This is a genomic window from Providencia sp. PROV119 (assembly GCF_028482435.1).
Classification (GTDB): domain Bacteria; phylum Pseudomonadota; class Gammaproteobacteria; order Enterobacterales; family Enterobacteriaceae; genus Providencia; species Providencia stuartii.
Window position 1 is genome coordinate 1 of sequence record NZ_JAMPQL010000033.1, and the last position, 26,165, is coordinate 26,165.

At 42.7% G+C, this 26,165-nt stretch carries 19 protein-coding genes and 1 pseudogene; 15 read left to right on the forward strand and 5 right to left on the reverse strand.

The window, feature by feature from the left end:
* Nucleotides 1–32: 32 nt before the first annotated feature.
* Nucleotides 33–152: pseudogene (locus PSF11_RS19740) on the reverse strand (transposase); the annotation flags it as partial.
* Between the two features lie 927 nt (nt 153–1,079).
* Between PSF11_RS19740 and cytR the strand changes: the two are divergent.
* The 6 genes from cytR (at nt 1,080) to rraA (ending at nt 6,883) form a co-directional block, all read left to right on the forward strand.
* Entirely contained in the window at nt 1,080–2,108 is a 1,029-nt protein-coding gene (gene cytR / locus PSF11_RS19745) for a DNA-binding transcriptional regulator CytR (protein WP_004924634.1), read from the forward strand.
* 151 nt (nt 2,109–2,259) lie between these two features.
* Nucleotides 2,260–3,075 (forward strand): cell division protein FtsN, encoded by an 816-nt coding sequence (gene ftsN / locus PSF11_RS19750; protein ID WP_036942552.1) that lies wholly within the window; start codon nt 2,260–2,262, stop codon nt 3,073–3,075.
* Between the two features lie 154 nt (nt 3,076–3,229).
* Nucleotides 3,230–3,760, forward strand: coding sequence for an ATP-dependent protease subunit HslV (gene hslV / locus PSF11_RS19755; RefSeq protein WP_004924640.1), 531 nt, complete (start codon nt 3,230–3,232; stop codon nt 3,758–3,760).
* Nucleotides 3,761–3,770: 10 nt separating this feature from the next.
* The gene (hslU, locus tag PSF11_RS19760; RefSeq protein WP_014657242.1) at nt 3,771–5,105 is read left to right on the forward strand and encodes an HslU--HslV peptidase ATPase subunit; all 1,335 of its coding nucleotides are present in this window, start codon (nt 3,771–3,773) and stop codon (nt 5,103–5,105) included.
* Between the two features lie 225 nt (nt 5,106–5,330).
* The gene (locus PSF11_RS19765) at nt 5,331–6,251 is read left to right on the forward strand and encodes a 1,4-dihydroxy-2-naphthoate polyprenyltransferase (RefSeq protein WP_004924644.1); all 921 of its coding nucleotides are present in this window, start codon (nt 5,331–5,333) and stop codon (nt 6,249–6,251) included.
* Between the two features lie 110 nt (nt 6,252–6,361).
* Complete coding sequence (rraA, locus tag PSF11_RS19770; RefSeq protein ID WP_014657241.1) at nt 6,362–6,883, forward strand: ribonuclease E activity regulator RraA; 522 nt, start codon at nt 6,362–6,364, stop codon at nt 6,881–6,883.
* A 347-nt stretch (nt 6,884–7,230) separates the two neighbouring features.
* On the opposite strand, the gene zapB is transcribed toward rraA, so the two are convergent.
* Nucleotides 7,231–7,470, reverse strand: coding sequence for a cell division protein ZapB (zapB, locus tag PSF11_RS19775; RefSeq protein WP_004924650.1), 240 nt, complete (start codon nt 7,468–7,470; stop codon nt 7,231–7,233).
* A 303-nt stretch (nt 7,471–7,773) separates the two neighbouring features.
* On the opposite strand from zapB, the gene PSF11_RS19780 reads away from it, so the two are divergent.
* From PSF11_RS19780 to PSF11_RS19790, 3 genes are all read left to right on the forward strand, one after another.
* On the forward strand, nt 7,774–8,616 hold the full coding sequence (locus PSF11_RS19780) for an MIP/aquaporin family protein (protein WP_004924651.1): 843 nt from the start codon (nt 7,774–7,776) through the stop codon (nt 8,614–8,616).
* A gap of 24 nt (nt 8,617–8,640) precedes the next feature.
* A complete protein-coding gene (glpK, locus tag PSF11_RS19785) occupies nt 8,641–10,167 on the forward strand; it encodes a glycerol kinase GlpK (protein ID WP_004924654.1) in 1,527 nt (508 codons plus the stop codon).
* A 205-nt stretch (nt 10,168–10,372) separates the two neighbouring features.
* Entirely contained in the window at nt 10,373–14,812 is a 4,440-nt protein-coding gene (locus PSF11_RS19790; RefSeq protein WP_072502673.1) for a hypothetical protein, read from the forward strand.
* A gap of 38 nt (nt 14,813–14,850) precedes the next feature.
* Here the strand turns inward: PSF11_RS19790 and emrD are convergent, their stop codons facing one another.
* Nucleotides 14,851–16,035, reverse strand: coding sequence for a multidrug efflux MFS transporter EmrD (gene emrD / locus PSF11_RS19795; protein WP_014657239.1), 1,185 nt, complete (start codon nt 16,033–16,035; stop codon nt 14,851–14,853).
* A 402-nt stretch (nt 16,036–16,437) separates the two neighbouring features.
* On the opposite strand from emrD, the gene fpr reads away from it, so the two are divergent.
* Nucleotides 16,438–17,184 (forward strand): ferredoxin--NADP(+) reductase, encoded by a 747-nt coding sequence (fpr, locus tag PSF11_RS19800; protein WP_072502672.1) that lies wholly within the window; start codon nt 16,438–16,440, stop codon nt 17,182–17,184.
* A gap of 37 nt (nt 17,185–17,221) precedes the next feature.
* On the opposite strand, the gene PSF11_RS19805 is transcribed toward fpr, so the two are convergent.
* Complete coding sequence (locus PSF11_RS19805; protein WP_014657237.1) at nt 17,222–17,644, reverse strand: DUF805 domain-containing protein; 423 nt, start codon at nt 17,642–17,644, stop codon at nt 17,222–17,224.
* 53 nt (nt 17,645–17,697) lie between these two features.
* Between PSF11_RS19805 and PSF11_RS19810 the strand changes: the two genes are divergently transcribed.
* The 5 genes from PSF11_RS19810 (at nt 17,698) to PSF11_RS19830 (ending at nt 24,078) form a co-directional block, all read left to right on the forward strand.
* Complete coding sequence (locus tag PSF11_RS19810; protein ID WP_004924673.1) at nt 17,698–18,312, forward strand: DUF1454 family protein; 615 nt, start codon at nt 17,698–17,700, stop codon at nt 18,310–18,312.
* Nucleotides 18,313–18,498: 186 nt separating this feature from the next.
* Nucleotides 18,499–19,269 (forward strand): triose-phosphate isomerase, encoded by a 771-nt coding sequence (tpiA, locus tag PSF11_RS19815; protein WP_040132578.1) that lies wholly within the window; start codon nt 18,499–18,501, stop codon nt 19,267–19,269.
* A 475-nt stretch (nt 19,270–19,744) separates the two neighbouring features.
* Nucleotides 19,745–20,692: an OmpG family monomeric porin gene (locus PSF11_RS19820; RefSeq protein ID WP_036942548.1), complete on the forward strand. Its 948-nt coding sequence runs from the start codon at nt 19,745–19,747 to the stop codon at nt 20,690–20,692.
* A 423-nt stretch (nt 20,693–21,115) separates the two neighbouring features.
* Nucleotides 21,116–22,996: a glycoside hydrolase family 3 N-terminal domain-containing protein gene (locus PSF11_RS19825; protein WP_036942545.1), complete on the forward strand. Its 1,881-nt coding sequence runs from the start codon at nt 21,116–21,118 to the stop codon at nt 22,994–22,996.
* A 125-nt stretch (nt 22,997–23,121) separates the two neighbouring features.
* Complete coding sequence (locus tag PSF11_RS19830; RefSeq protein WP_004924417.1) at nt 23,122–24,078, forward strand: OmpG family monomeric porin; 957 nt, start codon at nt 23,122–23,124, stop codon at nt 24,076–24,078.
* A 968-nt stretch (nt 24,079–25,046) separates the two neighbouring features.
* Here the strand turns inward: PSF11_RS19830 and PSF11_RS19835 are convergent.
* Nucleotides 25,047–26,048: a sulfate ABC transporter substrate-binding protein gene (locus PSF11_RS19835; RefSeq protein WP_042117111.1), complete on the reverse strand. Its 1,002-nt coding sequence runs from the start codon at nt 26,046–26,048 to the stop codon at nt 25,047–25,049.
* Between the last annotated feature and the right edge of the window lie 117 nt (nt 26,049–26,165).

A 26,165-nucleotide genomic window follows, 5' to 3' on the forward strand; every position in this document is an offset into this window, starting at 1 on the left:
CTGGCTTCCATGCCACCATACTTTGATTTCTAATTATAATAAGTAGCATTACTGACCCCATTTTGACGGCAAGTATCGTCCACTTCCATGCCTGAATCAGCGAGTTTTAAAACATTAACGATTTGAGTTTCAGTAAAACGGGCTTTTTTCATCATGACCTCTGCAATTTTTAGGGCAGAAACTCTAATTATAGCTGTCTTATTTTAGGGGGAGTGGACAATAATCAGCTTTAGCTTCTCTGTAAATACCCCATTTTTGATTGACTTTCGACCAATCAAAACTGACCCACTGTATTATTCGTGAAACCGACTTTACCGGAAGAATACTGGTTATTAGCTGAAAATAACGAAATCTCAAAAAGTATGTGGAACTGAAACGGGTGTGCTTACACAAGCGACAGGGATAAGTTACCTCCCGTCTCTGTTGCATTAAATAACGTATTAATTTAATAGTTTTACTTTAACTTCGATAAACAATGCTCTGTTTCATATTCACTTGATCGAGTGCCGTGTGAACCACGGTCAAAGTGACGATCTCTATCTATCGATGGACCTTTCTCATCATATTAAAGATCAAATATCAAACTTGGAAGTTATGCTATCGGATGTAAAGGGTATTCTTGGGAAAGAAAAACTATCTAATAGTTTGGAACCAAATGATTTTTTACCTAAAAACAAAATAAATTTGTCACAAAAGACACTGCTTGCTTGATTACTGTTGAATCAACATAAATATTACACTCGACATCCTCGGCAGCGCCGTTCTCTCTTTTACTATGCAAACAGACATACTCTCTTTTCCTCAATTATCACCAATAAGGCAAAAACATCTCCACTAACAATCATACATAGCAAACTACTCCACTTGATATTGCCCCTATGTTTCATATGGAAACTTTATGGTAACTATTTTCAATATTTGCGAAGTAGCTCTAAAAAATGACGCAAGTCACAGTTTTTATGTAAACTAGGTAACAGATATTATTGTTAAACCATTTAGAATAACTCGTTACTTGATGTGATGACGTCTTTACGCCATTCAAAAAAAGCAATCGATTAACTAAACGTAAGGAAGACGTTGTGGAACAGAAACAACACAGTGGTACTGCAACCATGAAAGATGTTGCTAATGCAGCGGGCGTATCAACGGCAACGGTCTCTAGAACATTAATGACACCTGAAAAAGTCTCTTTACAGACACGTCAGAAAGTAGAGCAAGCTGTGATGGATGTGGGCTACTATCCACATAACTTAGCAAGGAGCTACAAACGTAACGAATCAAAAACGATCTTGGCGATCGTTCCCGATATTAGTGATCCCTTTTTCAGTGATGTGATTTGTGGACTGGAAAAAGTTGCCGCGCAAGAAGGTTATTTTGTCTTGATTGGCGACTGCAAACATCAACAAAAACAAGAAAACGCCTTCATTAATCTGATTATTACGAAACAAATCGACGGGATGGTACTGTTAGGCTCGAATTTACCTTTCGATGTCTCTGCTGAAGAACAAAAAAATCTCCCCCCTATCGTGATGGCTAACGAGTTCTCTCCTGAACTTAAACTACCAACCGTACATATCGATAACCTAACATCTGCGTTTAATGCTACGCACTATTTACAGAAATTAGGTCATAAACGTATCGCTTGTATCGCGGGGCCTGAACATATGCCACACAGCCAGTATCGTTTAGAAGGGTATAAAAAAGCCATGCTGCGTACGGGTGAAAAATTACGCGAGCAATATATCGTTCGTGGTGATTTTACGCATGAAAGCGGTGCTGAGGCTGTCAAAACTTTACTCGCCCTACCTGAACCACCCACAGCGGTTTTTTGTCATAGTGATATCATGGCAATCGGTGCAATGTGGCAAGCAAAAAAATCAGGACTCATCCTTCCCGATGACCTATCTATTGTTGGGTTCGATAATCTAGAGCAGGCTCAGTATACATTGCCAGCCTTAACAACGATAAATCACCCTCGCGATGAAATTGGTCGCCATGCCATGTTATTACTGCTGGAACAACTACAAGGTAATAGTGTCACCCCTGGCTCTCGTCTCCTAGATTCTGATTTAATCATTAGAGAGAGTACAAAAGCGCCTAAAAGCTAGGCAAAGTCGTTCAGGTTAAGTAACATGTACCACCTAAATCATTCAAGCTGCAGTTTGTTGCTAAAACATCACCAACAATACTGCAACTTGAAATACGACGAGTATAAAACTGAATAATCACAGACACTCAATAACCTAGTGAATTAACAGCGTGGCACAAAAAGATTATGTAGCTCGCGGGCGGTCATCTGCCCGCCGTAAAACCAGTAAAGGCAAAGCCAAGAAAGCGCAAGGCCTACCGATGACAACATTAGTTGTTGCTGTCGGAATTGTTGTCTTGTTTGTGGGCGGCCTTTTCTATATCACTCAAAATAAGAAGGAATCCCCCCAAAGTACGGGAAGCCATTCATCATCAGCACCTGTCGATACTTTACCGCCTAAACCTGAAGAACGCTGGCGCTATATTAAAGAGCTAGAGCGTCGGGGTGTTGATACGCCAAACATTGAGCAGACGCAAAAGAGTACGGGTAGCAACATTATGCGCCCATCGGAGCTAACCCCTGAGCAGCGTCAACTACTAGAACAGATTGATTCGGATAGACGTGGCCCTGTGACGAATTTACCGGAAGTGCCTTATAATGGGCAGCCGGTTCCTCGTTCACAAGTGATCATTAAAGAACCAACTCAACCCGTCAATCCGCCAGTACAACGTAAACCTGTCACCTCGACCGAGGCAAAAACAGAAAATCGCCCTGTACAATCAACGCAGCCTGCACCCGTTGAAAGCAAACCCGCGAATAATTTACAAAATATGCTGGTTCAATGTGGTTCTTTCCGTACCGCGGAACAAGCAGAGTCCGTTCGTGCTACACTCGCTTTTGCTGGCATAGAAAGCCGAGTCACTGTTGGTGGCGGCTGGCATCGTATCGTACTTGGCCCTTATTCCAAGTCAACGGCAGAAAAAATGCGCGATCGTGCAAGCGGTGTTGGTGTCTCAGGTTGTATTCTTCGTGCCTCTGGGGGTTGAAAAATACAATCCCCTCCCCCATGTACTGTTTTAACGTACTATCAAGAGCGGCTATTACAGCATTTTGCTTGCTTCAAGTTACCCGTTTAAGAAGGCTGGTAACTTGAAAAATTGATACCCGCATTTTTTTCGTCATAAAACCAGGGGCTAACTCATGACAACAATCGTAAGTGTTCGCCGTAATGGCCAGGTCGTAATTGGTGGAGATGGGCAGGCGACGATGGGTAACACCGTCATGAAAGGCAATGTCCGCAAAGTTCGTCGCTTATATAACGACAAAGTTATTGCCGGATTTGCCGGTGGCACTGCCGACGCATTTACTCTTTTTGAACTGTTTGAGCGCAAGCTTGAACTACACCAAGGCCATTTAACGAAGGCCGCTGTTGAGCTAGCAAAAGATTGGCGTACTGACCGTATGTTACGCAAACTTGAAGCTCTGCTAGCCGTAGCCGACGAACACACCTCTCTTATCATCACAGGTAACGGTGATGTCGTTCAGCCAGAAAATGATTTAATTGCTATAGGTTCAGGTGGCCCATATGCGCAAGCTGCGGCACGCGCACTACTTGAAAACACAGAATTAAGTGCTCGTGAAATCGCTGAAAAAGCACTTTCTATTGCCGGCGATATCTGTATCTATACCAACCACAATGTCAACTTTGAAGAAATTTCTTCAAAATCATAAGGATTACAGTATGTCCGAAATGACTCCACGCGAAATAGTTAGCGAACTCGATAATTATATTATTGGTCAAAACAAAGCTAAACGCTCTGTTGCAATTGCCCTACGTAACCGCTGGCGCCGTATGCAGCTGAATGAAACGTTACGTCACGAAGTCACACCAAAAAATATTTTAATGATTGGTCCAACGGGTGTCGGTAAGACTGAAATTGCTCGCCGCCTTGCAAAACTCGCTAACGCGCCATTCATCAAAGTTGAAGCGACAAAATTTACAGAAGTGGGTTATGTCGGTAAAGAAGTTGACTCTATCATTCGCGACTTAGCTGATTCTGCTGTCAAAATGGTCCGTCAACAATCCATTGAGAAAAACCGTTACCGTGCTGAAGAACTGGCTGAAGAACGTATTCTTGATGTTCTGATCCCACCTGCAAAAAATAATTGGGGTCAATCCGAGCCTGTTGATGAGCAATCACCTGCTCGCCAATCTTTCCGTAAGAAATTACGTGAAGGTCAATTAGACGACAAAGAAATCGAAATTGAAGTCGCTGCGGCACCAATGGGTGTTGAGATCATGGCTCCTCCTGGCATGGAAGAGATGACTAATCAGCTACAATCTATGTTCCAAAATCTTGCGGGTCAAAAACAAAAAGCACGTAAGATGAAGATCAAAGAAGCGTTTAAACTGCTAGTGGAAGAAGAAGCCGCTAAGCTGGTCAACCCTGAAGAGCTGAAAGAGCAAGCTATCGAAGCGGTTGAACAGCACGGTATCGTCTTTATCGACGAATTCGACAAAATTTGTAAGCGCGGTGGTCAAACCTCTGGCCCTGACGTTTCTCGTGAAGGCGTACAGCGTGACCTGCTGCCACTGATCGAAGGTTGTACCGTTTCGACTAAGCATGGCATGGTCAAAACCGACCATATCCTCTTTATCGCATCGGGTGCATTCCAAGTTTCTAGCCCATCAGACTTGATCCCTGAATTACAAGGCCGTTTGCCAATTCGTGTTGAGCTACAAGCGCTAACAACAGAAGACTTTGTGCGTATCCTCACTGAGCCAAGTGCCTCTTTAACTGAGCAGTACAAAGCCTTGATGGCAACAGAAGGTGTGACGATTGAGTTTACTGACGATGGCATTCGCCGTATTGCGGAAGCGGCATGGCAAGTCAATGAATCAACTGAAAACATCGGTGCACGCCGCTTACATACCGTGTTAGAACGCTTGATGGAAGATATTTCCTATGATGCTAGCGAACGTAACGGCCAAACCATTCAAATCGATGCCGAGTATGTCAGACAGCACCTTGATGAACTGGTTGCAGATGAAGATCTAAGCAGATTTATTTTATAAGCTTATTAATTATCAGGTTTTCATGTATCCTTAAGATACGTCTAATAAAGTACAACGGTGACCCATCGTTGTACTTTATAATTTTACGTTAGACGGTAAATATTTAGCCTGTCGCGCAGCCATTACATCGCTTTCCATATGCACGTTTTCATGGACAAGCCGTATACGGTTTTTCACGCGAGGGCTTTTAATGTATTGTACACAACAAACCTGTGAAATTATTGAATGAGCTCATCTACTTCTATTAGCCGTAAGCAGGCTTGGCTAGAAAGTTTACGTCCTAAGACCTTACCATTAGGAGTCATAGCCATTATTACTGGCTCCGCACTGACCTATTTAACGGGTAATTTTAAATGGCCTGTTGCCCTATTAGCCATTATTACCGCAGGCTTACTGCAAATACTCTCTAATCTTGCAAATGACTATGGTGATGCCGTAAAAGGCTCAGATACTGCTGAACGTATTGGCCCTTTGCGTGGTATGCAAAAAGGGGTGATTACCCAAGCAGACATGAAAAAAGCATTAAAAATTAATATTATTGCTGCCTGTATTTCAGGCTTGCTGCTGGTTGTTGTCGCTTGTGAAAAACCTGAAGATGCCATTGGCTTTTTAGTGTTAGGCTTAATCGCGATTGTCGCCGCTATCACCTATACCGTCGGGAAAAAACCTTACGGCTACTTAGGGTTAGGTGATATATCCGTCCTAATTTTCTTTGGCTGGCTGAGTGTGATGGGGACTTATTACCTACAAGCCAATACACTGAACATGATCACCTTTTTACCGGCTACAGCCTGTGGTTTACTCTCCGTTGCCGTACTGAATATTAATAATATGCGCGATATCGAAAATGACGTAAAAGCAGGTAAGAATACCCTTGCTGTGCGTTTAGGCCCATCAGGCGCGCGAATCTATCATGCTATTATTATTATTGTTGCTATACTCTGCTTAGCTTTCTTTAACTTACTTTATCTTCGTGGCTGGACGGGGTGGTTGTTCTTGCTTGCCGTTCCCATGTTAATGAACCATGTGCGTCGCGTACTCAGTGATCCAACCCCTGAAGGGATGCGCCCAATGTTAGAAAACATGGTAAAAGCCGCACTATTCACTAACGTTCTCTTTTCTATCGGTGTAATATTGAGTAAGTAATTGCTTATTTTTTGACTTAGCCCCCTTGTTTTTGGGAGGTGGATTTTGCCAATCACCTCTCAAAAGGGATATACTTTATCTCTCTTGCAGCAAATAAAGACCTATACACTATGAAATATGATACTTCCGAACTCTGTGATATCTACCAAGAAAGCGTCAATGTGGTAGAGCCTCTCTTTTCCAACTTTGGTGGACGTACTTCATTTGGCGGTCAAATCATTACGGTCAAGTGCTTTGAAGACAATGGCCTACTATATGATTTGCTGGAAGAAGACGGTCATGGTCGTATTCTCCTTGTCGATGGTGGCGGCTCTGTACGCAAAGCCCTCATTGATGCGGAACTTGCTCGCTTAGCCGTTGATAACCACTGGGAAGGTATTGTGGTTTATGGCGCTGTACGCCAAGTAGACGCATTGATGGAGTTAGATCTGGGTATTCAAGCAATTGCCGCCATACCGGCAGGCTGCCCAGATGAAGGTATTGGCGAAAGCGATATTCGCGTCAATTTTGGCGGCGTTACCTTCTTCTCGGGTGACTATCTCTATGCAGATAACACAGGCATCATCTTATCAGAAGAACCACTTTCAACTCAGGATGGTAGCGAGTTTGAAGTACTAGACGACGACCTCTAATCATCAATCGCATGATCATACGGTTTCAAAAAAGAAGGGCTGATAATGATATCAGCCCTTCTTTTTATGGTTCTGTGGTACAAAGTACAATTTGGCTATTCCCCTATCACAAGGGATAGCAACGTAAAAATCCTAACGACTCATGCCAAGCTATTTCAACTTTTGATATCAATAGATAACCTACAATCATCAGCAACAGCTATAACTTATTGACCCTATGTACCCCTAGATAATTCGTGTTGCTGCTCGTCAGCGGTCATAGGTTATCGCGATGAGCATACATAAGTATGCCATTCAGGTAACCAAAAGAAGCCAACAACGCTGCTGCGCGAAATATAACCGGTATTTTAGACTTCTTCCATTTTACCCAGCAAACCACGCAGACGCTCTTGCCACGATTGTTGCTCTTGTTTCAGTTGTTCGTTTTCACGTACCAGTGATTCGGTGCCCGATTTCGCATTATCCAGTTCTTGAACAAGCGCACTATTTTTATCTTTTAGCTCATCGATTTCCATTTGTAACAGTGTGATGGTATCAATCGCTTGTTGGACTTTTGCTTCTAGTTTCTCAAATACTTCAAATGACATTCTTCTGACCTCCCATGTAAGCTTTAATATCGATTGTAAGTAGCATGATCCTCTGTGTCTAGTGGCTTGACTCTGATTCCCCAAATCCCTTATTTTAAAACACTGGTCTGATCACATCGTAAAGGTCGATTGCGTCACTATTTTTGGTCGTTTTCTTTCGTTTTGGTGATGTAACACACATATTTCAATTTCGATATTTCTCGTTTGCGCTCATTAACGATAAATTTACACTATAGGTTTTCACTTTGAAGATCTTAACCTGAAAAACATTACAATAATTTTAATTTTCGTAGGATAGAAGATATGAGCCAAACGACCACGACTACACTTACCGGTCAGTGCATCTCAGAATTTTTAGGTACTGCACTCATCGTATTCTTTGGTTTAGGCTGTGTTGCAGCAGTCCGAATCGCCGGAGCACAACTTGGCCTCTGGGAAATCAGTATCATATGGGGCTTTGGTGTTGCACTCGCTGTATACTTAACCGCTGGCATCTCTGGGGCTCACCTTAACCCTGCCGTAACCATTGCACTTTGGTTATTTGCTAGCTTCGAAAGACATAAAGTCGCACCTTACATCGTTGCACAAATGTTAGGAGGTTTCTTCGCTGCCGCCTTAGTTTATGCGATGTACTCACCTGTATTCATTGATTACGACCAAGTTCACCACATTATTCGTGGCACACAAGAAAGCCTCTTTACTGCTGGTGTATTCTCTACTTACCCAGCCCCACAAATTAGCGAAATGCACGCCTTCTTTATTGAGGTGGTTATCGCTGCCATCCTCCTGTGCCTAATTTTGGCTTTAACCGATGATGGTAACGGTATTCCACGTGGGCCTCTAGCACCGCTATTAATTGGTATTCTGATTGCCGTTATTGGTGGTTCATTCGGCCCACTAACAGGATTCGCCTTAAACCCTGCTCGAGATTTCGGACCAAAAGTTGTTGCTTATCTCGCAGGCTGGGGGGATATTGCCCTGACAGGTGGACGTGAAATTCCTTATTTCTTAGTACCATTGATTGCTCCTATCGTTGGCGCACTGATTGGTGCATTCGGTTACCGCATGCTGATCACTCGTCACTTACCAGGTTTCGTGCATACGAAAAAAGACGAGCCATCAAAAACATCTAGTAAAAACGCTTAATCATCACCGGAACAGGTTTAAATTATGACAACAGAAACAAATATCGAGAAAAAATATATTGTCGCTCTTGATCAGGGAACAACCAGTTCGCGGGCCGTTGTACTCGATCACGACGCCAATATCATCAGTATTTCACAGCGTGAGTTCACTCAAATCTATCCTAAGCCAGGCTGGGTAGAACATGACCCAATGGAAATTTGGGCAACACAAAGCTCAACGCTTATCGAAGTATTGGCAAAAGCAGATATTCGTACCGATGAAGTTGCAGGTATCGGGATCACTAACCAACGTGAAACCACCATTGTTTGGGAAAAAGCAACAGGTAAGCCAATTTATAATGCGATTGTTTGGCAGTGCCGTCGTACTGCGGATTTCTGTACTCATCTCAAGCAAAATGATAAAGAGCTAGAAGAGTATATTCGCCAAAATACTGGCCTCGTTGTTGACCCCTATTTCTCTGGTACTAAAGTGAAATGGATTTTAGACCATGTTGAAGGTGCTCGCGAACGCGCTGAAAAAGGGGAATTACTATTCGGTACAGTAGATACATGGCTCGTATGGAAAATGACCCAAGGCCGTGTTCATGTAACCGACTACACGAACGCTTCTCGTACCATGATGTTTAATATCCGCAATCTGGAATGGGATGATAAGATCCTTAAAGCGTTGAATATTCCGCGTGCAATGCTGCCAGAAGTTCGCCCATCGTCTGAAGTTTATGGCCAAACTAACATTGGTGGTAAAGGCGGTACTCGTATTCCTATCTCTGGTATTGCAGGTGACCAACAAGCCGCGCTCTATGGTCAGTTATGTGTGAAAGAAGGCATGGCAAAAAATACCTATGGTACAGGTTGCTTCTTGCTAATGAACACAGGTGAAACAGCGGTTCGTTCAAACCATGGCCTGCTGACAACTATTGCGTGTGGCCCAAGAGGCGAAGTGAACTATGCCCTTGAAGGTGCGGTATTCGTTGGCGGCGCATCTATTCAATGGCTACGTGATGAGCTGAAACTGATTGATGAGTCCACTGACTCTGAATATTTCGCAACAAAAGTGAAAGACAGCAATGGCGTCTATGTGGTGCCAGCCTTCACCGGTTTAGGCGCACCATACTGGGATCCATATGCGCGTGGTGCTATTTTCGGCCTAACACGTGGTGCTAACCGTAACCATATTATCCGTGCAACACTGGAATCTATTGCTTATCAAACTCGCGATGTGCTAGATGCGATGCAAGCCGATGCGGAAACGCGCCTTGCAGCACTCCGTGTAGATGGTGGTGCGGTTGCGAACAACTTCTTAATGCAGTTCCAAGCAGATATTTTAGGAACGTCTGTGGAACGCCCAGAAGTTCGCGAAAGCACGGCTTTAGGTGCAGCTTACCTTGCAGGCCTTGCGGTTGGTTTCTGGAAAAGCCTCGACGAGCTACAAAGCAAAGCAACAATTGAGCGTGTGTTCAAGCCAGGTATTGAAACAACCGAACGTAACTATAAATACGGTGGCTGGAAAAAAGCCGTGGCTCGCGCACAAGAGTGGGAAGACCGCGCGTAATCCCTCTTCACTCCTGATATAGATCCATAAGGCAGCACCTTACCGTGTTGCCTTATTTATTTCATATCATAGCTAATTAATTATTTATTAAATAGTTAGCTCATTAGTGTACAAATAATAAATTAGACATTCTCTATGCCTCATTGAAAAATGCAGAAATCCTAAATGGGATTAATGATATTTTTTAAGATGATGGAGAACGGCGATGGATAGCCAGAACAAATATCTAACGGATCTTAGTGATTTTTTACGCCATGAAATACACCAAGAACATATTAAATTCGGGTATTACCAATCTCGGGGCAGAGTGGCGGTGATCGCCCAAAATACAGCACTACTTAACGCCCTAAAGCAGGATCCAGACCAATCACCCGACAGCCAAACTCTATTTTTAGTGATGAGTTGGTTGATGGGTAAACCACGACAACCCGCCAGCCGCACAACTCACTATCTCTTAAGCAGTATCAGCCCCGATATATTTTCAGGCAGTACCATCCACCCTAACCACAATCTGTTTGTTGATACTTTTGATTCACCTTATCAATGGCAGGAAGGTGAAACGCGGGCCGCTGAGCAACTGGCCGATGCCCTACTCCCAAGCGGGCAATGGCACCGCCACTACGATATCGTTGTACTGTCATCAAAGGCGACAGAGCAGCAAGTGTCTCTGATTCAACATTGGATGTTACTGACAGGGGGGAGCGTGTTAATCTATCAAGAGGAAGAAACTTCCTCCGCAATAAAAAAATTACTTGATACAATCATCCCTCCACATGACCGACATATCCGCCCATCGTCTACACAGATAGCATCAAACCAGCCCACACAAACAGGAATTGCCGTTTATAGCCAAAAGAAAACAGAGCCACAAGCAAATAGGCAGCCCACTCATATAATGACTCTTCCCCATTTGCAAAACTTAACATCGCCTCTTCCCCACCAGCAAATAGATACCGTCTGGATTTATGATGCTAAGATCATTATCCCAAAAGCAGGGAAATACACCTTTGCACTTGATACATCAAGGATAGAGCAGGATATACAGCTAGAAATAGGGACTCAAAAAATAACAGTGACAAAAGGGGAGCAAACCCCAACACTCACTTTCAACCATTTAAAGGAAGGTGAGCGATGCGCTATGCGGATCACCACCACAACCGATGGGCGACCTCCTGAGTTTCGTCTTGGTTGGGCACCACCAAATACCGACACATTAGCGTTGATCCCTCAAGATGCCTTTGTGCATGAGCCTATTTTGCAAAACTCAGCCCCCATAAAAAAAGCACCGCGATACCGTGACGAAATGCCACTTGCAGATGTGATGCGAATGGCACCTTCTATTCATGGCGTCCAGCAGGTTATCTCACTCCCTTCAACAGCAATAAACCAACTGGCTTTAACCGACGAGCGACTGCGTGAAATTGAATATTTTTCTGTCACCTTAAAAAAAGGGAGCCAGCAACAGATCCTAAAATTAGATGATATTGCGCTCGCCTCACATGCATCATGGCAAACACTCGCTAAAGACATTGAACACAAAATTAATCAGCGATTAGCGCCATTAGCGGCTCCTATTACTGTTGATTACCGTGATCACACCTTAACCTTAAAAGGAAACGGGTTAACTTTCACACAATTTCAACTGAAAAAAAGCCAGCAGATCCCTTATGTTGAGATCTTAAAGAACGTCACAACCGTTCAAGCGCCACAATCCGTCACTCACTCTATTCATTTTACGTTAGAGCAGCTCAATAGCCTGACACATATCACCCTATCGTTAACAGGCAAACATGGTCGTCAAATCAACTTGATACGTCGCGCCTTCAAATCTGCTAACGTGCAATTTGCCTCACCAGAAGAATTTGCAGGCTACTTACAGCGTGTCCTTCGCCACTATAGTCAAGATACTTCACTACAGGTTGTTTGGGATGATAAAGATGAGCGCTTAAAGGTGATTGACCACGTTAATCGAGCGCTTAAAGCGCTTAGCTTTGGTTACCAAGAGCAAAAACACCCCTTAATCATTGCTGAAAACACAACTGAGTTACCTAACCACCTCACCGTCGGGGCCATCACAGGAAAGTTGCCTCAACATGCTAATATTAGCCACTATCAACAACTCGAAGGGGCTAAGTCAGGCTCAATCAGGCTAAATAGCCATACTGGGGAATGGTTCTATCTGCCTAATCGCCGTTCGCCTTTTACTGGTCATGACCAATTTGATTTTGTGGCGATATTCAAGGATGGTCGGCGATCGGCTCCTCTATCCATCCAAATACAAACAAAAAAAGCACCTATCCTATCGCGCCCAGGAATAAGGACCTTCAGTGTCCTCGACCCTATTTACAATCCACCAGCCGCACGTAACTACGCTGTACCTGAAGATATGCAAGTGCATGGCATTACCCTCACACAAACCCACCAACAGCATCCAGACTCCCCCTATTTAAGCTTAATCGCTCACCGCTGGGCGCTGGTTAAAGTCGATATTACAAGCCGAACCGCAGCGAATGCCCCCGATATTGTCGCTATTGTTAGCGATCAGCAAGGAAACGAACTAGGAAGGGTAAGATTGATGGGGCCGCGGCAACTTCCACAACAATTAGCCGATATGCCTGTCGCCCCGTCAGTCAGTCACAAAATTGCCGACCAGCTAAGCTACAGTGCCCCCTTAAAAGGAGCATGGATAAAACCCGATATTCGTATTCGTCTAATTGCGGATAATCAACCTATCACACTGCCTTACACCGATAGTGATGGCTACTTTTCCCCTAAGGTCACTGAGGTGCCCCCGCTGACCGCGCGAGTAGCAAGCCATCATCTCTATCAAACAGGAGAAGGGCTTTATGCATACTCTCCACTGAGTTGGGGAAAAGAGGCGGTTGCTAAATTACCGGTCTCACAGCTTACGCTCCATAGTAGCCCGTCACATACGCTTGCTCCTGTACTTTCGGGTTATATTCACCCTAATTTTTATGCCTCTACATTGACCATGCCGCAATACGATAAAAGAAACCCGTTCTTTGATCCTGCTAACTTGCAAATTGCATGGGCCTACCAACAAAGTGATTGGATAAAAAAGGCTAACGGTACGCACCATGAGTTATATTATACGGCGATACAGCCATCGATTTACGGTTCATTGCTGGGAATGGCGTCACCACTTTTTGGTGGCGGGATCGCCCAATCAGATGTGTTATGGCATGAAATATTTGGGCATGGCTTAGGATTATCGCATACGAATCACCCATATTATCCATTTTCCAAACAGAGTAATGGCCCTGAAATTGCTTATGACCAAGCACGTAGCGCCTATATTACCTATCGTTATACTCACCCCGAAAATAGAAGCACTCAAGAGATCCGGCCTGCCATGTACCCAACGGCGGGGGAAAACAATAAGGCACCCTACGATGCATTTATTCCCCATTCATCTCACTACAACCAGAAAATTCAGCGGTTTTTATCACGACCAATACCAACATCGAACAGACAGCAAAACCACCCTGTTTATTGGGTCAGTGGTTCGATAGTTACCTTACCCGATGGTAATAACCATCCTTATAGCCACCTTAATATTCAGCGTACTCTTGGGGATCTCCCTATCGTGGCACAACGAGACAAATTGCGAGATATACCCCATGTGTACTTATTAGTTGCCACTTATGCAACCCAAAATGGACTCATGACGACAGATAGCTGCCCGATTGAAGATATTAAATCCATTAGCTTAAATATGGCTGATCATGGCGAATTAGTGAAAATTCAAATAATGAAAGCCGATAATCAACAGCCGATTTACACCTATGCAAATCCGGACGCTTTAGCCAATCGGCTCTTTCACCAATATCAGGCCAATCAGCCATTACAATATGTCACTCTCGATAATTACTGGTGCGGTAGCCCGCTGTTCTGGTCTGCTACCGATCCCCATTTAATCGACTTTTCAACGGGTCGGGTCAACAATCAAAGGATAACCCCAAATAGCGCTCTGTGTGCTACTTGGATTAGCGATGGACAACGCCACCAACAATATTTCTCTTTGAGTGACCCTTGGGGTAAGAATGGGCAAATCAATACAAAGCAACCTTTTCTCCCCATCAACCACTTAACGTTGCAGGCTGACAGGCGAACAACACCCTTGGCGCATTACAATATCGAAGCGAATGCCCCACTGCTTGCCGATGTTTACATTAATCAAACTGTTGATATCACAACGCTACAACTCCCTAAAGAGCAACAGCATTATTGGGTAACCTTATTGGTCGAAGATCCATCAGGTGATATTCGTGAACAACCCCCTTTAGCGCCGTGGCAGATCACTCGCCAAGGGGATCTATTATCGATTATTGGCACCACCGACAGCACACCAAACCTGAAAATAACGGCAATCCGAATTTATCTCGACAAACACCTGCAAGATGACACGCCCCCAAGTACGGTGACATTGACGCAAAACCACACCGCCACCATCACCGAAAATACACGCTTTTTGGATTATAACCAGCCAGTGATATTCAATCACATAGAGCAGCAACCGGAGCTAATCGCCATGATGGAGAAAACAGCAAATCAAACGATGGCAATAAATGAAGGGAGATTACCGATCACGCCAAGGGTCATTTCAGCGCCCCTTACCGTATAAAACTAAGCAGGCGATGAGTGATCGCCTGCTATCACTGATTAAATCGTATGCTCTGTTCGATTCAAACGATGAGCCAACGGTAGCCAGCACAATAGCACTAACATAGACATCAGCAGCATCAATAAGCCCAAACTAAACTGCCCATTTTGCGGCAACAGTGCGGAAACCCATGTTGCCACCCCTGAACCCACATTCTGCATACCGCCGACTAATGCCCCAGCGGCTCCGGCCAAATAAGGGAAAGGCTCCATTGCCCCTGTTGTTGCTAAAGGGAATAGCATGCCCGCGCCGAAGAAAAACACCGAGGCGGGCACCAATAGCGTCCAGATATTCATCACCCCAAACCAGCCGGGGATCCACATTAGCAGCCCTGCAATCAAGCAGCAGATCACGGACTGCCACATTAAATGGTAAAAACTTTTACCTTCTCGCCCTGCATACCAAGCGCCAAAAAATGCGGCAGGAATAGGAATAATAAATAAGATACTGACAGTAATACTATTCAAACCAAGTACACCGCCCATCAAAACACCGCTACTGGCTTCGAAAACCGCAATACCCGCCAGCGCACCGATCAACATAATTAAATAAGAAACAAAGGAGCCACTCGACAGTAACTGGTGATAAGAACTCAACATTCTGCGTTTTTCTGAAGACTCAGGGCGTGTTTCAGGTAGCCAGCGATACATGCTCACCAGCACAAAAGCGCCAAGAATAAACAAAAAGATATAACAGGCATGCCAACCCCAAAAATGAGCAAGCAATCCACCAAACATAGGCGCGAGCAGTGGGCTAACTAATACGCCCATGTTTAATAAGCTATTTGCATAGCGCAATGAGGTTCCTTTGTAGAGATCACGAGGCATCGTACGCACCATGACCCCAGCCACCCCTGTACCCAGCCCTTGCAAGCCACTGGCGAGCACTAAAATATCCAGCGTTGGGGCAAAAAGTGCCAGCGTTGTCGCGAGTAAAAAGATGCTCATCCCAACTAAAATAACCGGACGGCGGCCAACTTGATCAGATAACGGTCCATATATCAGTTGAGAGAAACCATAAGTAAACAAGTAAGCCGCCATGACTCGCTGCACTGAGCCAGACGGTTCACCAAAGTACACAGCGATGTCTGCAATAACAGGTACATAGACAGTCTGTGTCATTTGCCCTACCGCTGCTAGGGCGATCAGCAAGATCAGTAAATTAAAATGTTCCAGTTTTCTCATTTTCTTCTCAAAACCAATTTATCAACCTGAATGCACAGCCTAGCCATATTATTCAATACAAATAACATGAAGGTTTAATTTCAGAGTGAAACCACAAAGAGTTATTGATTGTTTTCTTTGATAAAACGGTTAATCGGCAGTACATCATGCCCATGTCACCGTTGCGTGACTAAGATAACAAAACTAATTTTTTTTTCGAGGTAGGACAGCATTTTAATTAATGGTGCAATGTCAGCGATATTCGCCGGATATGGCAATAAAACTGTACATTAAATTTGTTTGTGATCTCTTAAAAAGAATAATTCACTAGAACACATTATCGATAAGCGCAAATAGTAAACTGATTTAGTATGAAACTCTGATAAGCAGCAAAGTTAGAAAAAAATCCAGAGGTGAATATTTATGGCTAATTGGGTTACCGGAACCGTTATTGAAGCAAAATTTTGGACAGATTCTTTATTCAGCCTAGTGATCAACGCCCCTATCAAACCTTTTATCGCCGGCCAATTTGCAAAACTTGCTCTCGAAATTGAAGGTGAACGAGTGCAACGTGCTTACTCTTACGTTAACGCCCCGAGTGACGATCGCCTTGAATTCTACTTTGTGGTTGTACCGAATGGTAAACTTAGCCCTAAACTGGCTCAATTACGCCCTGGAGATACCTTACAAGTTACGGATGAAGCGTCAGGCTTCTTTGTATTAGACGAAATTCCCGACTGCCAAAACCTTTGGATGCTATCCACTGGCACCGCGATAGGCCCTTTTCTATCGATATTACAAGAAGGCAAAGACCTTGAACGATTTGAAAAAATCGTACTTTTGCACGCGGTTCGCTACCAAAAAGATCTCAGCTATCTCCCCTTAATGGAGCAATTAGCCAAACGCTACCCAGAAAAGCTGCATTTAGTTACCGTTGTTAGCCGTGAACATTGCGACGATGCGTTATATGGACGTGTGCCAGCATTGATTGAAAACAATGCGCTCGAAGAAGCCACTGGCGTTTCGCTTGATGCCACCAGCAGCCATGTGATGTTATGTGGTAACCCTGAAATGGTCAGAGATACTCGCGAGCTATTGGTAAAAACCCGAGGAATGAGCAAACACCTACGCCGTAAACCGGGTCATATCAGCAGTGAACAATATTGGTAACCATTTTAATCCCCCTCTTTCACCCGTAGAGAGGGGATCAAGACAGGTAATCAACAGATTGTGTTTTTTCACCATACTGATTTTCAGAATCCATCCCTACAAAAACACCACAGTCTAGTAACATAATCATAGCGATTAACAGCGGTAAAAAGCGCCCAATTCCCCACTGCCAAACAGGGGCTAATTGGCTAACATCCATTGAAAATAGGGCGAAAGCGAGGATCACCAGTGCAAACCAGCCACCGGGTTTCCCTCTGTCATGCAAACGCTTAGTAAATATTGCAGCTAGCGGATAAAGCAATAAAACCAGTAATACAATCACAACCGTTTCAGGTAATGCAAATGCATTTTGCAGTAACACAATGATTGTCATTAAAATAAAATACGATGCGATACCTGCCCAAAATGGTCGACGACCAATACGACCTTTGAAGGAGAAAGCCCATTGTTGTAATGTCATTACACCGGATCCTGATACAATATTAAAAACCATAAAATGAGTGGCAAAAACAAATGAAACAACACGCACTCCATTCAATTCACGTCATGATAACCGTTTTTGTACTTGGTTTGCCACAAATGACATTTGCGCAAAAAGTACCCACGCTACCGAATAGTGATTTTGAAGTCGCTTATTTAGCGCCGGATGCGCCTTCGTTTGACCTTACCATCCCACAGTTTCGTAACCAATTTAATCAAACAAACCCCAATTTACCACTACATGAATATAAAGTGATTGCAAGCCAAGACATTTCAGCTCCCTATATACGAGCGGCTTCTCGGATCAATGCCAATATCTATTCATCCGCCGTATTGGAGCGTGGAAGCGAGAAAATTAAAAGCTTACAGATCACGCTACTGCCAACCCGCGATAACAATGAGGCTCAAGCCAATCGACAATTGATGGAACGCTATGCGGTGGCTGTTATTCAACAATTTGATCCAACCGTTGCAATAGATAAAACCCCTGAATTGACAAAAGCACTAAAGGCATTCATCGCGAATAAAGAGCCAACCTATGCAGACGAAGTACGTTTAGGTGCGCTGCGCTACATTTTAGTAAAAAGTGAAAATAATGTGCTTACTTTTGCTGTTGAACCGATTAAGCTAAAGACAGAAGCACCTTAACCGGATAATGATCACAGCAATCGTCATCAGCGTGATAAAAAGCAAAGCTATTGTTATGTATTCTCTTTATACTTAACACCTAAATTTTTAAGGTCCATAACAGAAAAATTTTTCTCGTTGCACCCCGTGTTACACAGCAGCGAGTCACTTATTGATAAATCAAACTCTCTGGTTGGAGGAAACAACATGCGACATCCATTGGTAATGGGTAACTGGAAACTGAACGGCAGCACTCACATGGTTAATGACCTGATTGCTGGCCTACGCAACGAGCTGAGCAGTGTTGATGGCTGTGACGTAGCAATTGCGCCACCGGCTATTTATCTGACTCAAGCAAAACATGCGCTTGCAGGTAGCCGTATCGCCCTAGGTGCACAGAACGTTGACGTCAATCTTTCCGGCGCATTTACTGGTGAAACATCTGCCGAAATGCTCAAAGATATCGGCGCAAAATACATTATTATCGGTCACTCAGAGCGTCGCACCTACCACAAAGAAAGCGATGAGTTTATTGCTAAAAAATTTGCTGTACTGAAAGAGCAAGGCTTGGTTCCTGTTCTTTGTATCGGTGAAAGCGAAGCAGAAAATGAAGCAGGTAAAACAGAAGAAGTGTGCGCTCGCCAAATCGACGCTGTACTCAATACACTAGGCGCCCAAGCATTCCAAGATGCGGTCATCGCTTATGAGCCAATTTGGGCTATCGGTACAGGTAAATCAGCGACGCCAGCTCAGGCTCAAGCTGTCCATAAATTTATCCGTGACCATATTGCGAAAAAAGATGCTGCGGTTGCTGCGCAAGTCATCATCCAATACGGTGGTTCAGTCAATGCAGGCAATGCAGCAGAGCTATTCACTCAACCGGATATCGATGGTGCACTTGTTGGTGGCGCATCACTTAAAGCAGATGCGTTTGCTGTTATCGTTAAAGCAGCTGCTGAAGCTAAAAAAGCCAAATAATTTATATTTCATTGATAATAACCGCCAATATTTATTGGCGGTTTTTTTATTTAATGCCATAATTAAAAACATAATCCCCCTATTAAGGAATAATAAATAATTATATTTGAAACGATTATATTAACTTAATGCGATCACAAAAAAAGAAATTCCTTAATGCAAATTATTCTTTCAATATTTTATTTATTCCCAATAGAAAAAAACTTCAAATCATCAATATAAAAAACCACACATCTCACTAATAAACTTGATTATTCCTGTTATACCTCCGTTTGAGAATACTGGACACCTCTTATCTCCCAACATTATATTGACCTCGTTTGTGATTATTGTTTTATCTATTTATCTTTATGAGAAAGATATTTAAATAAATAGATTAATCATCTCATTAATATCAACAAACAATGGTCGCCACCTATTTAAGAAATATTGTCATCGGCGTTTATAAAATAAAACATTCGCTATAAGGATGATTATGGAATATTTAAAAGGTTTAATTCTAAGCACTGCAATAATACTACCTGCAACTGCGGTATCTCAAACAAATAATGATTATTGGCATGTTGATACTGATGTTTATATGGAACTTGAAGAGTACCGCGGTCAACGGGATAGTTTTGATAACAAAGTTTTCGATAAAACCAGTATGGTCGGTAAACTTAGCCTCACTAACCCATCTTCACTTTGGAGCTTCCATTTAGAACATCGAGAATCCTTACGCAACTATGGGCGTAATTTTTCAACGTCTCGTGATTCCTATATTCGCAATCGAACTCAAATTGGGGCCACACGCCAACTTTATCGTAGTACAGACGCCGTATTGAGCCTAAACGGCACCTACCGTAAAGAGTCCAATGATTCTGCACCCAACACCCTATCACGCTCATCCAACAGCTTATATTGGTTAATGCCAGCAGGTAGCTTTGCTTTTAATAAGAAATGGTCATTCGATTTCTGGGATGCTTTTTACTATTACAGTAACTTTTTAAAGTCAAACAACTATGAATGGGAAGCTGAACATGGTGTCACCTATAAATACTCTGACACGATTACGGCAAAACTGACGTTATACAGTGATAGAGTTTGGGATAAAGATTTCAAGAACATTTTCTCGCAAGATCAAATCAGGGTGTACCTACCCATTAAGCTGAGTGATCAATGGGAAATCTCCCCCTATTTCCGTTACTTCCTGAATGAAAGCAGTTATGATCAGCGCAAACACTTAACTCAGAAAGTAAAAAATGGTTATCGTATTGGTACGCAGGTAGCCTACAAGCTAACGCCAAAACTGACTTTATGGGGGGGTGCTGCTATTGAACCCACACAGTGGAAGTACCCAAAAGATGATGATATGACCTCTGGAACCAATAACAGGCAAACCTTTTATTTAGGACAGATTGGCTTCAAATATAGCTGGCAGTGATAAAACAGCGTACCACCTTCTTATTTTATAACTTTAAAAAAGTCGCCAGAAATTTTCTGCGACTTTTTTATTAAACCCTCTATTTTACGTTAATAAAAACAATAAAATTACACTTAACATATTAATCAGAATAAAATTAGAGCGTAAGATAACCATTTAGATGATTAATTTATTTCGTCGACTTTATCGTCAAGATCACATAAAGAAATAATTCCAAAACGGAATTATTCTACAATTTCGCTGATTATTCCAGATAATTTACCCATTTAAAATCAATAAGATAATCGCAGGCTTCTCAATTATTAAATAATCGACTATTCTTATTTAATAACGGATAAGAATAGTCTTAACTGTGATTAATCTCACTTTACAATTAATTTACGATACTTATTATTCATCGAAAAATAACCAAGGACTGATTCGATGAAAAATCTGACTCTACTTTCTCTGTGCTTACTCAGCGCAATGTCGTTAGCCGACCCCCTTTCGCAAACACAACTCAACGAATTGTGGAAAGATAAACAAAAATCGGCTGATGAAATTGTGAAAAACATGTCTGAAGCTGAAAAAATCGGCCAACTTTTTATGTTGGATTTCCGTTATTGGAATAAAGACAGCAAAGGCGAGCCTGCACCATTTCTAGCGATGAATGACGAAGTCGCTAAGGTCATTAATCAATACCATTTAGGCTCTGTTATTTTATTCCGTGAAAACCTTATTGATACCCCACAAACCGTTGAATTAATTAATCAACTACAAGCCTCACGGAGTAATTTGCCACTCTTTATTGGTACTGACCAAGAAGGCGGCTATGTGACTCGCCTCCGTGTCGGCACCGAAATGCCTGGCAATATGGCATTAGGGGCAACACGTAACCCAGCTCTAGCGGAATTGACGGGTATGATCCATGGCTATGAATTATCTAGCCTTGGCTTTAATATCAATTTTGGCCCCGTTGTTGATGTCAATAACAACCAAAACAACCCTGTCATTGGTGTCCGCTCTTACTCCGACAACAAAGAGCTTGTTGAAGCGCTATCAACCAATTACATCAAAGGGATCCACAAATATAATTTATTGACCTCACTGAAACACTTCCCCGGACACGGTAATGTTTCCTCTGACTCTCATGTCGACTTACCCGTAGTGAATTCCGATGCTAAAGCTTGGCGCTCCACAGAATTACCGCCGTTCCAATATGCGCTGAGTCATGGTGCTGATGCGGTAATGACAGCACACATTATTGTGCCTGCATTAGATAACAACAAAATCAAAACATTATCAGGAAAAGAGGTTGGCACTCCTGCCACGCTTTCCAAGCCGATCCTGCACGGTGTTTTACGTGATGAACTCAAATACAACGGTCTTATCATCACCGATGCTATGGATATGGGGGCAATCGCTGATAACTTTGATATGAACTGGGCTGTGGAAACGTCACTGTTAGCAGGCTCCGATATTATCCTTATGCCAATCAAAATGTGGGATAGCGAAGCGGTAACACGCTTAGACAATATGTATCGCCACCTTGAGAGCGAAGCCAAGAAAAATCCTGAGTTAAGGAAACGGATTGATGAGTCGGCAAAACGTGTCGTGCTGAAAAAGTTACAGCAGGAGATCACCGCACAGCCTGTTGATTTAAACAATGCTCAACTTGTTGTCGCCTCAAAGAGCCATAAAGACTTAGAAAATATGGTTTCCGAGCAAGCTATCACACTGATTAAAAACGATAATATTCTACCTTATGTTCTCAAACCACAAAATCGCATTCTGGTGATTTCTGATGAAAACCCACGTAACACATTAATTCAAAAGCACTTAAATGATATTGCTAATGAAACGGGTGTCGCGATTGAGAGCCAAACTGCAATGATCAAACTGGCTGAAAATACGCTTAGTGCAAAAGAGGTTCAATCGCTCTTAAAAGGCCAAGATCTCGTATTACTGACGACGTATAACCTAAAAGATAACCCTGCTAATGCACAGTTGGTGATTGATGAGGCTAACAAAGCGAATATTCCGGTTGTCGTTATTTCATCACGTAACCCATATGACATCGCTTACCTAAAAGGCGTCAAAGCGAATATCGCTATCTACGGTATTACAGGGTTTGATATCACCAATAACAACCGTAATTCACTGGAAACCAACATTCGTAGTGGATTACGTACGCTATTTGCAAATCCACAGGCACAACCTCTAAATCCACCAAAAGGGCTATTACCCGTTAACATCAAAAATCCACAAGGTAACAAAATTCTGTTCCCTTATGGTCACGGTGAAACCTACAACACGACTCACTAATTTATTTTCTAAACAAGGTTCTTCCCAGCCTTGATATCCAAAGCGATATCAAGGGCTGGTTGCTACACCCTAAATAAACTGACACTGCTATTTCATAAACAATAATTAAAAATTAAAGGATCATCATGAAAACATCTTTGAATGGTTTACTCTTTCTCGCCACCACAACACTAACAACGTCTGCATTAGCTGTTGAGACGGTGAATAATGACTACTGGCGCATTACCTCCAATGTCTATATGGAGCTGGAGAAATTTGAAGGCCACCATAATACCAGCGGCGGTAAGGTCTACGACAAAACCACCATGATCGGCCAACTGTTTCTGTCAAACCCTGAATCTAAATGGAGCTTTTTTCTTGAGCACAAAGAGTCATTAAGAAGCTACAACCACAACTTTTCAACCTCAAAAGACTCATTTATTCGTAACCGTACTCAAATCGGTGCGACACGAAAAATGTATTCTAGCGATGTAGGCCAATTCAACTTAAACGTAACCTACCGTAAAGAGTCTAATGATTCCGCACCAGGTACTATGGCTCGCCCATCGAATACACTCTTTTGGTTAATGCCTAGTGGTACTTATCACTTTAACGACAAATGGGCATTTAATTTCTGGGATGCCTTTTATCATTATGACAACTTCCATGCGCCCAATAGTTATGAATGGGAATCTGAACACGGTATTGTTTATAAGATCAATGATTCCGCCACCGCCAAACTGTACATGTATACCGACTGGACGTGGGATAAAGACTTCAATAAAACATGGGAACAAAATCAGATCCGCGGCTACTTCCCAGTGACCTTGAATCAGGATTGGAGCATCATGCCGTACTTCCGCTATTACCTGAACGAGCACAACTATGATAGTAACCAGCGCACAACCCAGAAAGTGAAAGATGGCTATCGTGTCGGCACCCAAGTTTTCTATAATTTGACCCCAAAACTGACGCTATGGGGCGGATTTGCCGTTGAGCCAAGTACATGGGAAAACCCAAAAGGGGCGGGGATCACCTCTGGCAGCAACAACCGCCAGACATTCTACCTAGGCCAACTGGGTGTCAAATACGTATGGCAATAAGCTAAAAAACGGTGACTGACTTCTCCCTCACAAGTCAGTCACTCTCACTATAAAAAGCTTTTTTGGGTATCCGCGACGAGTATTGCTCAACAGAGATGAGCTTTGCTTAAAATCCTCAATGCTATGAATGCTCGTCAGGATATAGCGCTAAGAGTATGCGATTTTTTTATTTTGAAGAAAACGCCCCATAAATTAGAGCGATTATTTTTCTGAGTATACTCAGCACGCAATCTGTCATGATTGCAGGTACAGTCATGACAATCGACAGGCCTTGTATGTAACAAAAAAATATAATGTGCTCAACGAATGCAAGTGATAACTCTGGGGAGTTATATGATTTAGGCGATAGAGAGTACAAACGAAAATACCAAATAACAGAAGTTATAAAACACGGTAATATAAAATACAGTAACACGCGATAAAAAAAATGAATTCGCGTTTTAAGGTAATAGTAATATACCGGCGCCAGTATAATTACATAGGCGAGCAAGGCAAAATTCACGACTTTAAAAAACGCATATGTGACTTCATAAAAGCCGTTCTGTTCAGTGTATAGCGTCCTAAAAACTTGAAGAATGACTGTCAGATAATAAAAAATCACCCCCACACAAAGAGAGATGTAAGAAATAAGCGCGGAATACTGATTATTTTTCAGAAATAATTGGCGTAGTAATGTCAGCATAGTTTTTCGACATGGGTAATATTTTGCCTAAGTAAGATCGAATATCCGGTTAGATAGACACAAATTCAGCAGTGCGGTCTTTTTGATATTGATTATCTTGTGAATGATAAAATGGACAACAGGCGGAGATCCGCCCTTGTTTATTCCCATTTAGGGAAAGTCGATGATGCCCGCCGTGATGACACGTTCTTGGTTTTCCATTAATTTGCCTTAAGTTAATTAACGCATTTTATTTCACTTAAGGCAATGGATTTATTTACAATAACTCAGCTTAAAACCTAACCAACTAATCGCGACGGCTTATTTCATCAAATACACCGCCATTAGAGAAATGCGTTGTTTGAGCTTTTTCCCAACCGCCAAACAAATCGTCCACTGTAAATAATTTCAACTTCGGAAAGCGCTGCTGATATTTCTGAGCCACTTCCTCATTACGTGGTCGATAGTAATTTTTCGCGGCAATCTCTTGCCCTTTAGGCGAATATAAATATTCTAAATAGGCTTGAGCCACTTCCCTACGCCCGCGCTTATCAACGGTTTTATCAACGACGGCCACTGTTGGCTCTGCTAAAATTGAGATACTTGGCGTCACAATTTCAAATTGGCCATTTTCACCAAGCTCATTAATCGCTAATAACGCTTCATTTTCCCATGCAATCAACACATCCCCAATTCCCCGCTCAACAAAGCTATTTGTCGCCCCGCGAGCACCTGAATCTAGTACCTCAACATTTTGATAAAGCTGTTTAACAAATTGCTTGGCTTTCTCTGGGTCATGATGATTTTTTTCTAATGCATACCCCCAAGCACCGAGGTAATTCCAGCGTGCACCACCTGACGTTTTAGGATTTGGCGTGACAATCGCAACATCTTTACGGATCAAATCATCCCAATCTTGGATATTTTTAGGGTTTCCTTTACGCACAAGAAAAACAATCGTTGAGGTATAAGGTGCGGAATTATCGGGTAAACGAGTGATCCAATTCTTATCAATACGTCCACTCTTCGCTATCGCATCCACATCGTAGGCTAAAGCCAGCGTCACAACATCCGCTTCTAAGCCATTAATAACAGAAGTGGCCTGCTTTCCTGACCCGCCATGAGACTGACGGATAGTTACCGTATCCCCGGTTTTTTCTTTCCAATACTGACTAAAGGCTTGGTTATATTGCTGATAGAATTCTCGAGTGGGATCATAAGAAACGTTTAATAATTGGATGTCTTTTGCCCATGCGCTTGCTGTGAGCGCTAATAATAATGTGGTTGTTACCTGCCATTTACTCGCCATTCTTCCATTCCTCATCAATCAATTGTTAAGGAAGGCTGACAGATCTCATCAATAACATGAAATAATTAAAAATGACAAATTATGCAACAAAAGAATATAAGGCAGAAAGATCAGGCG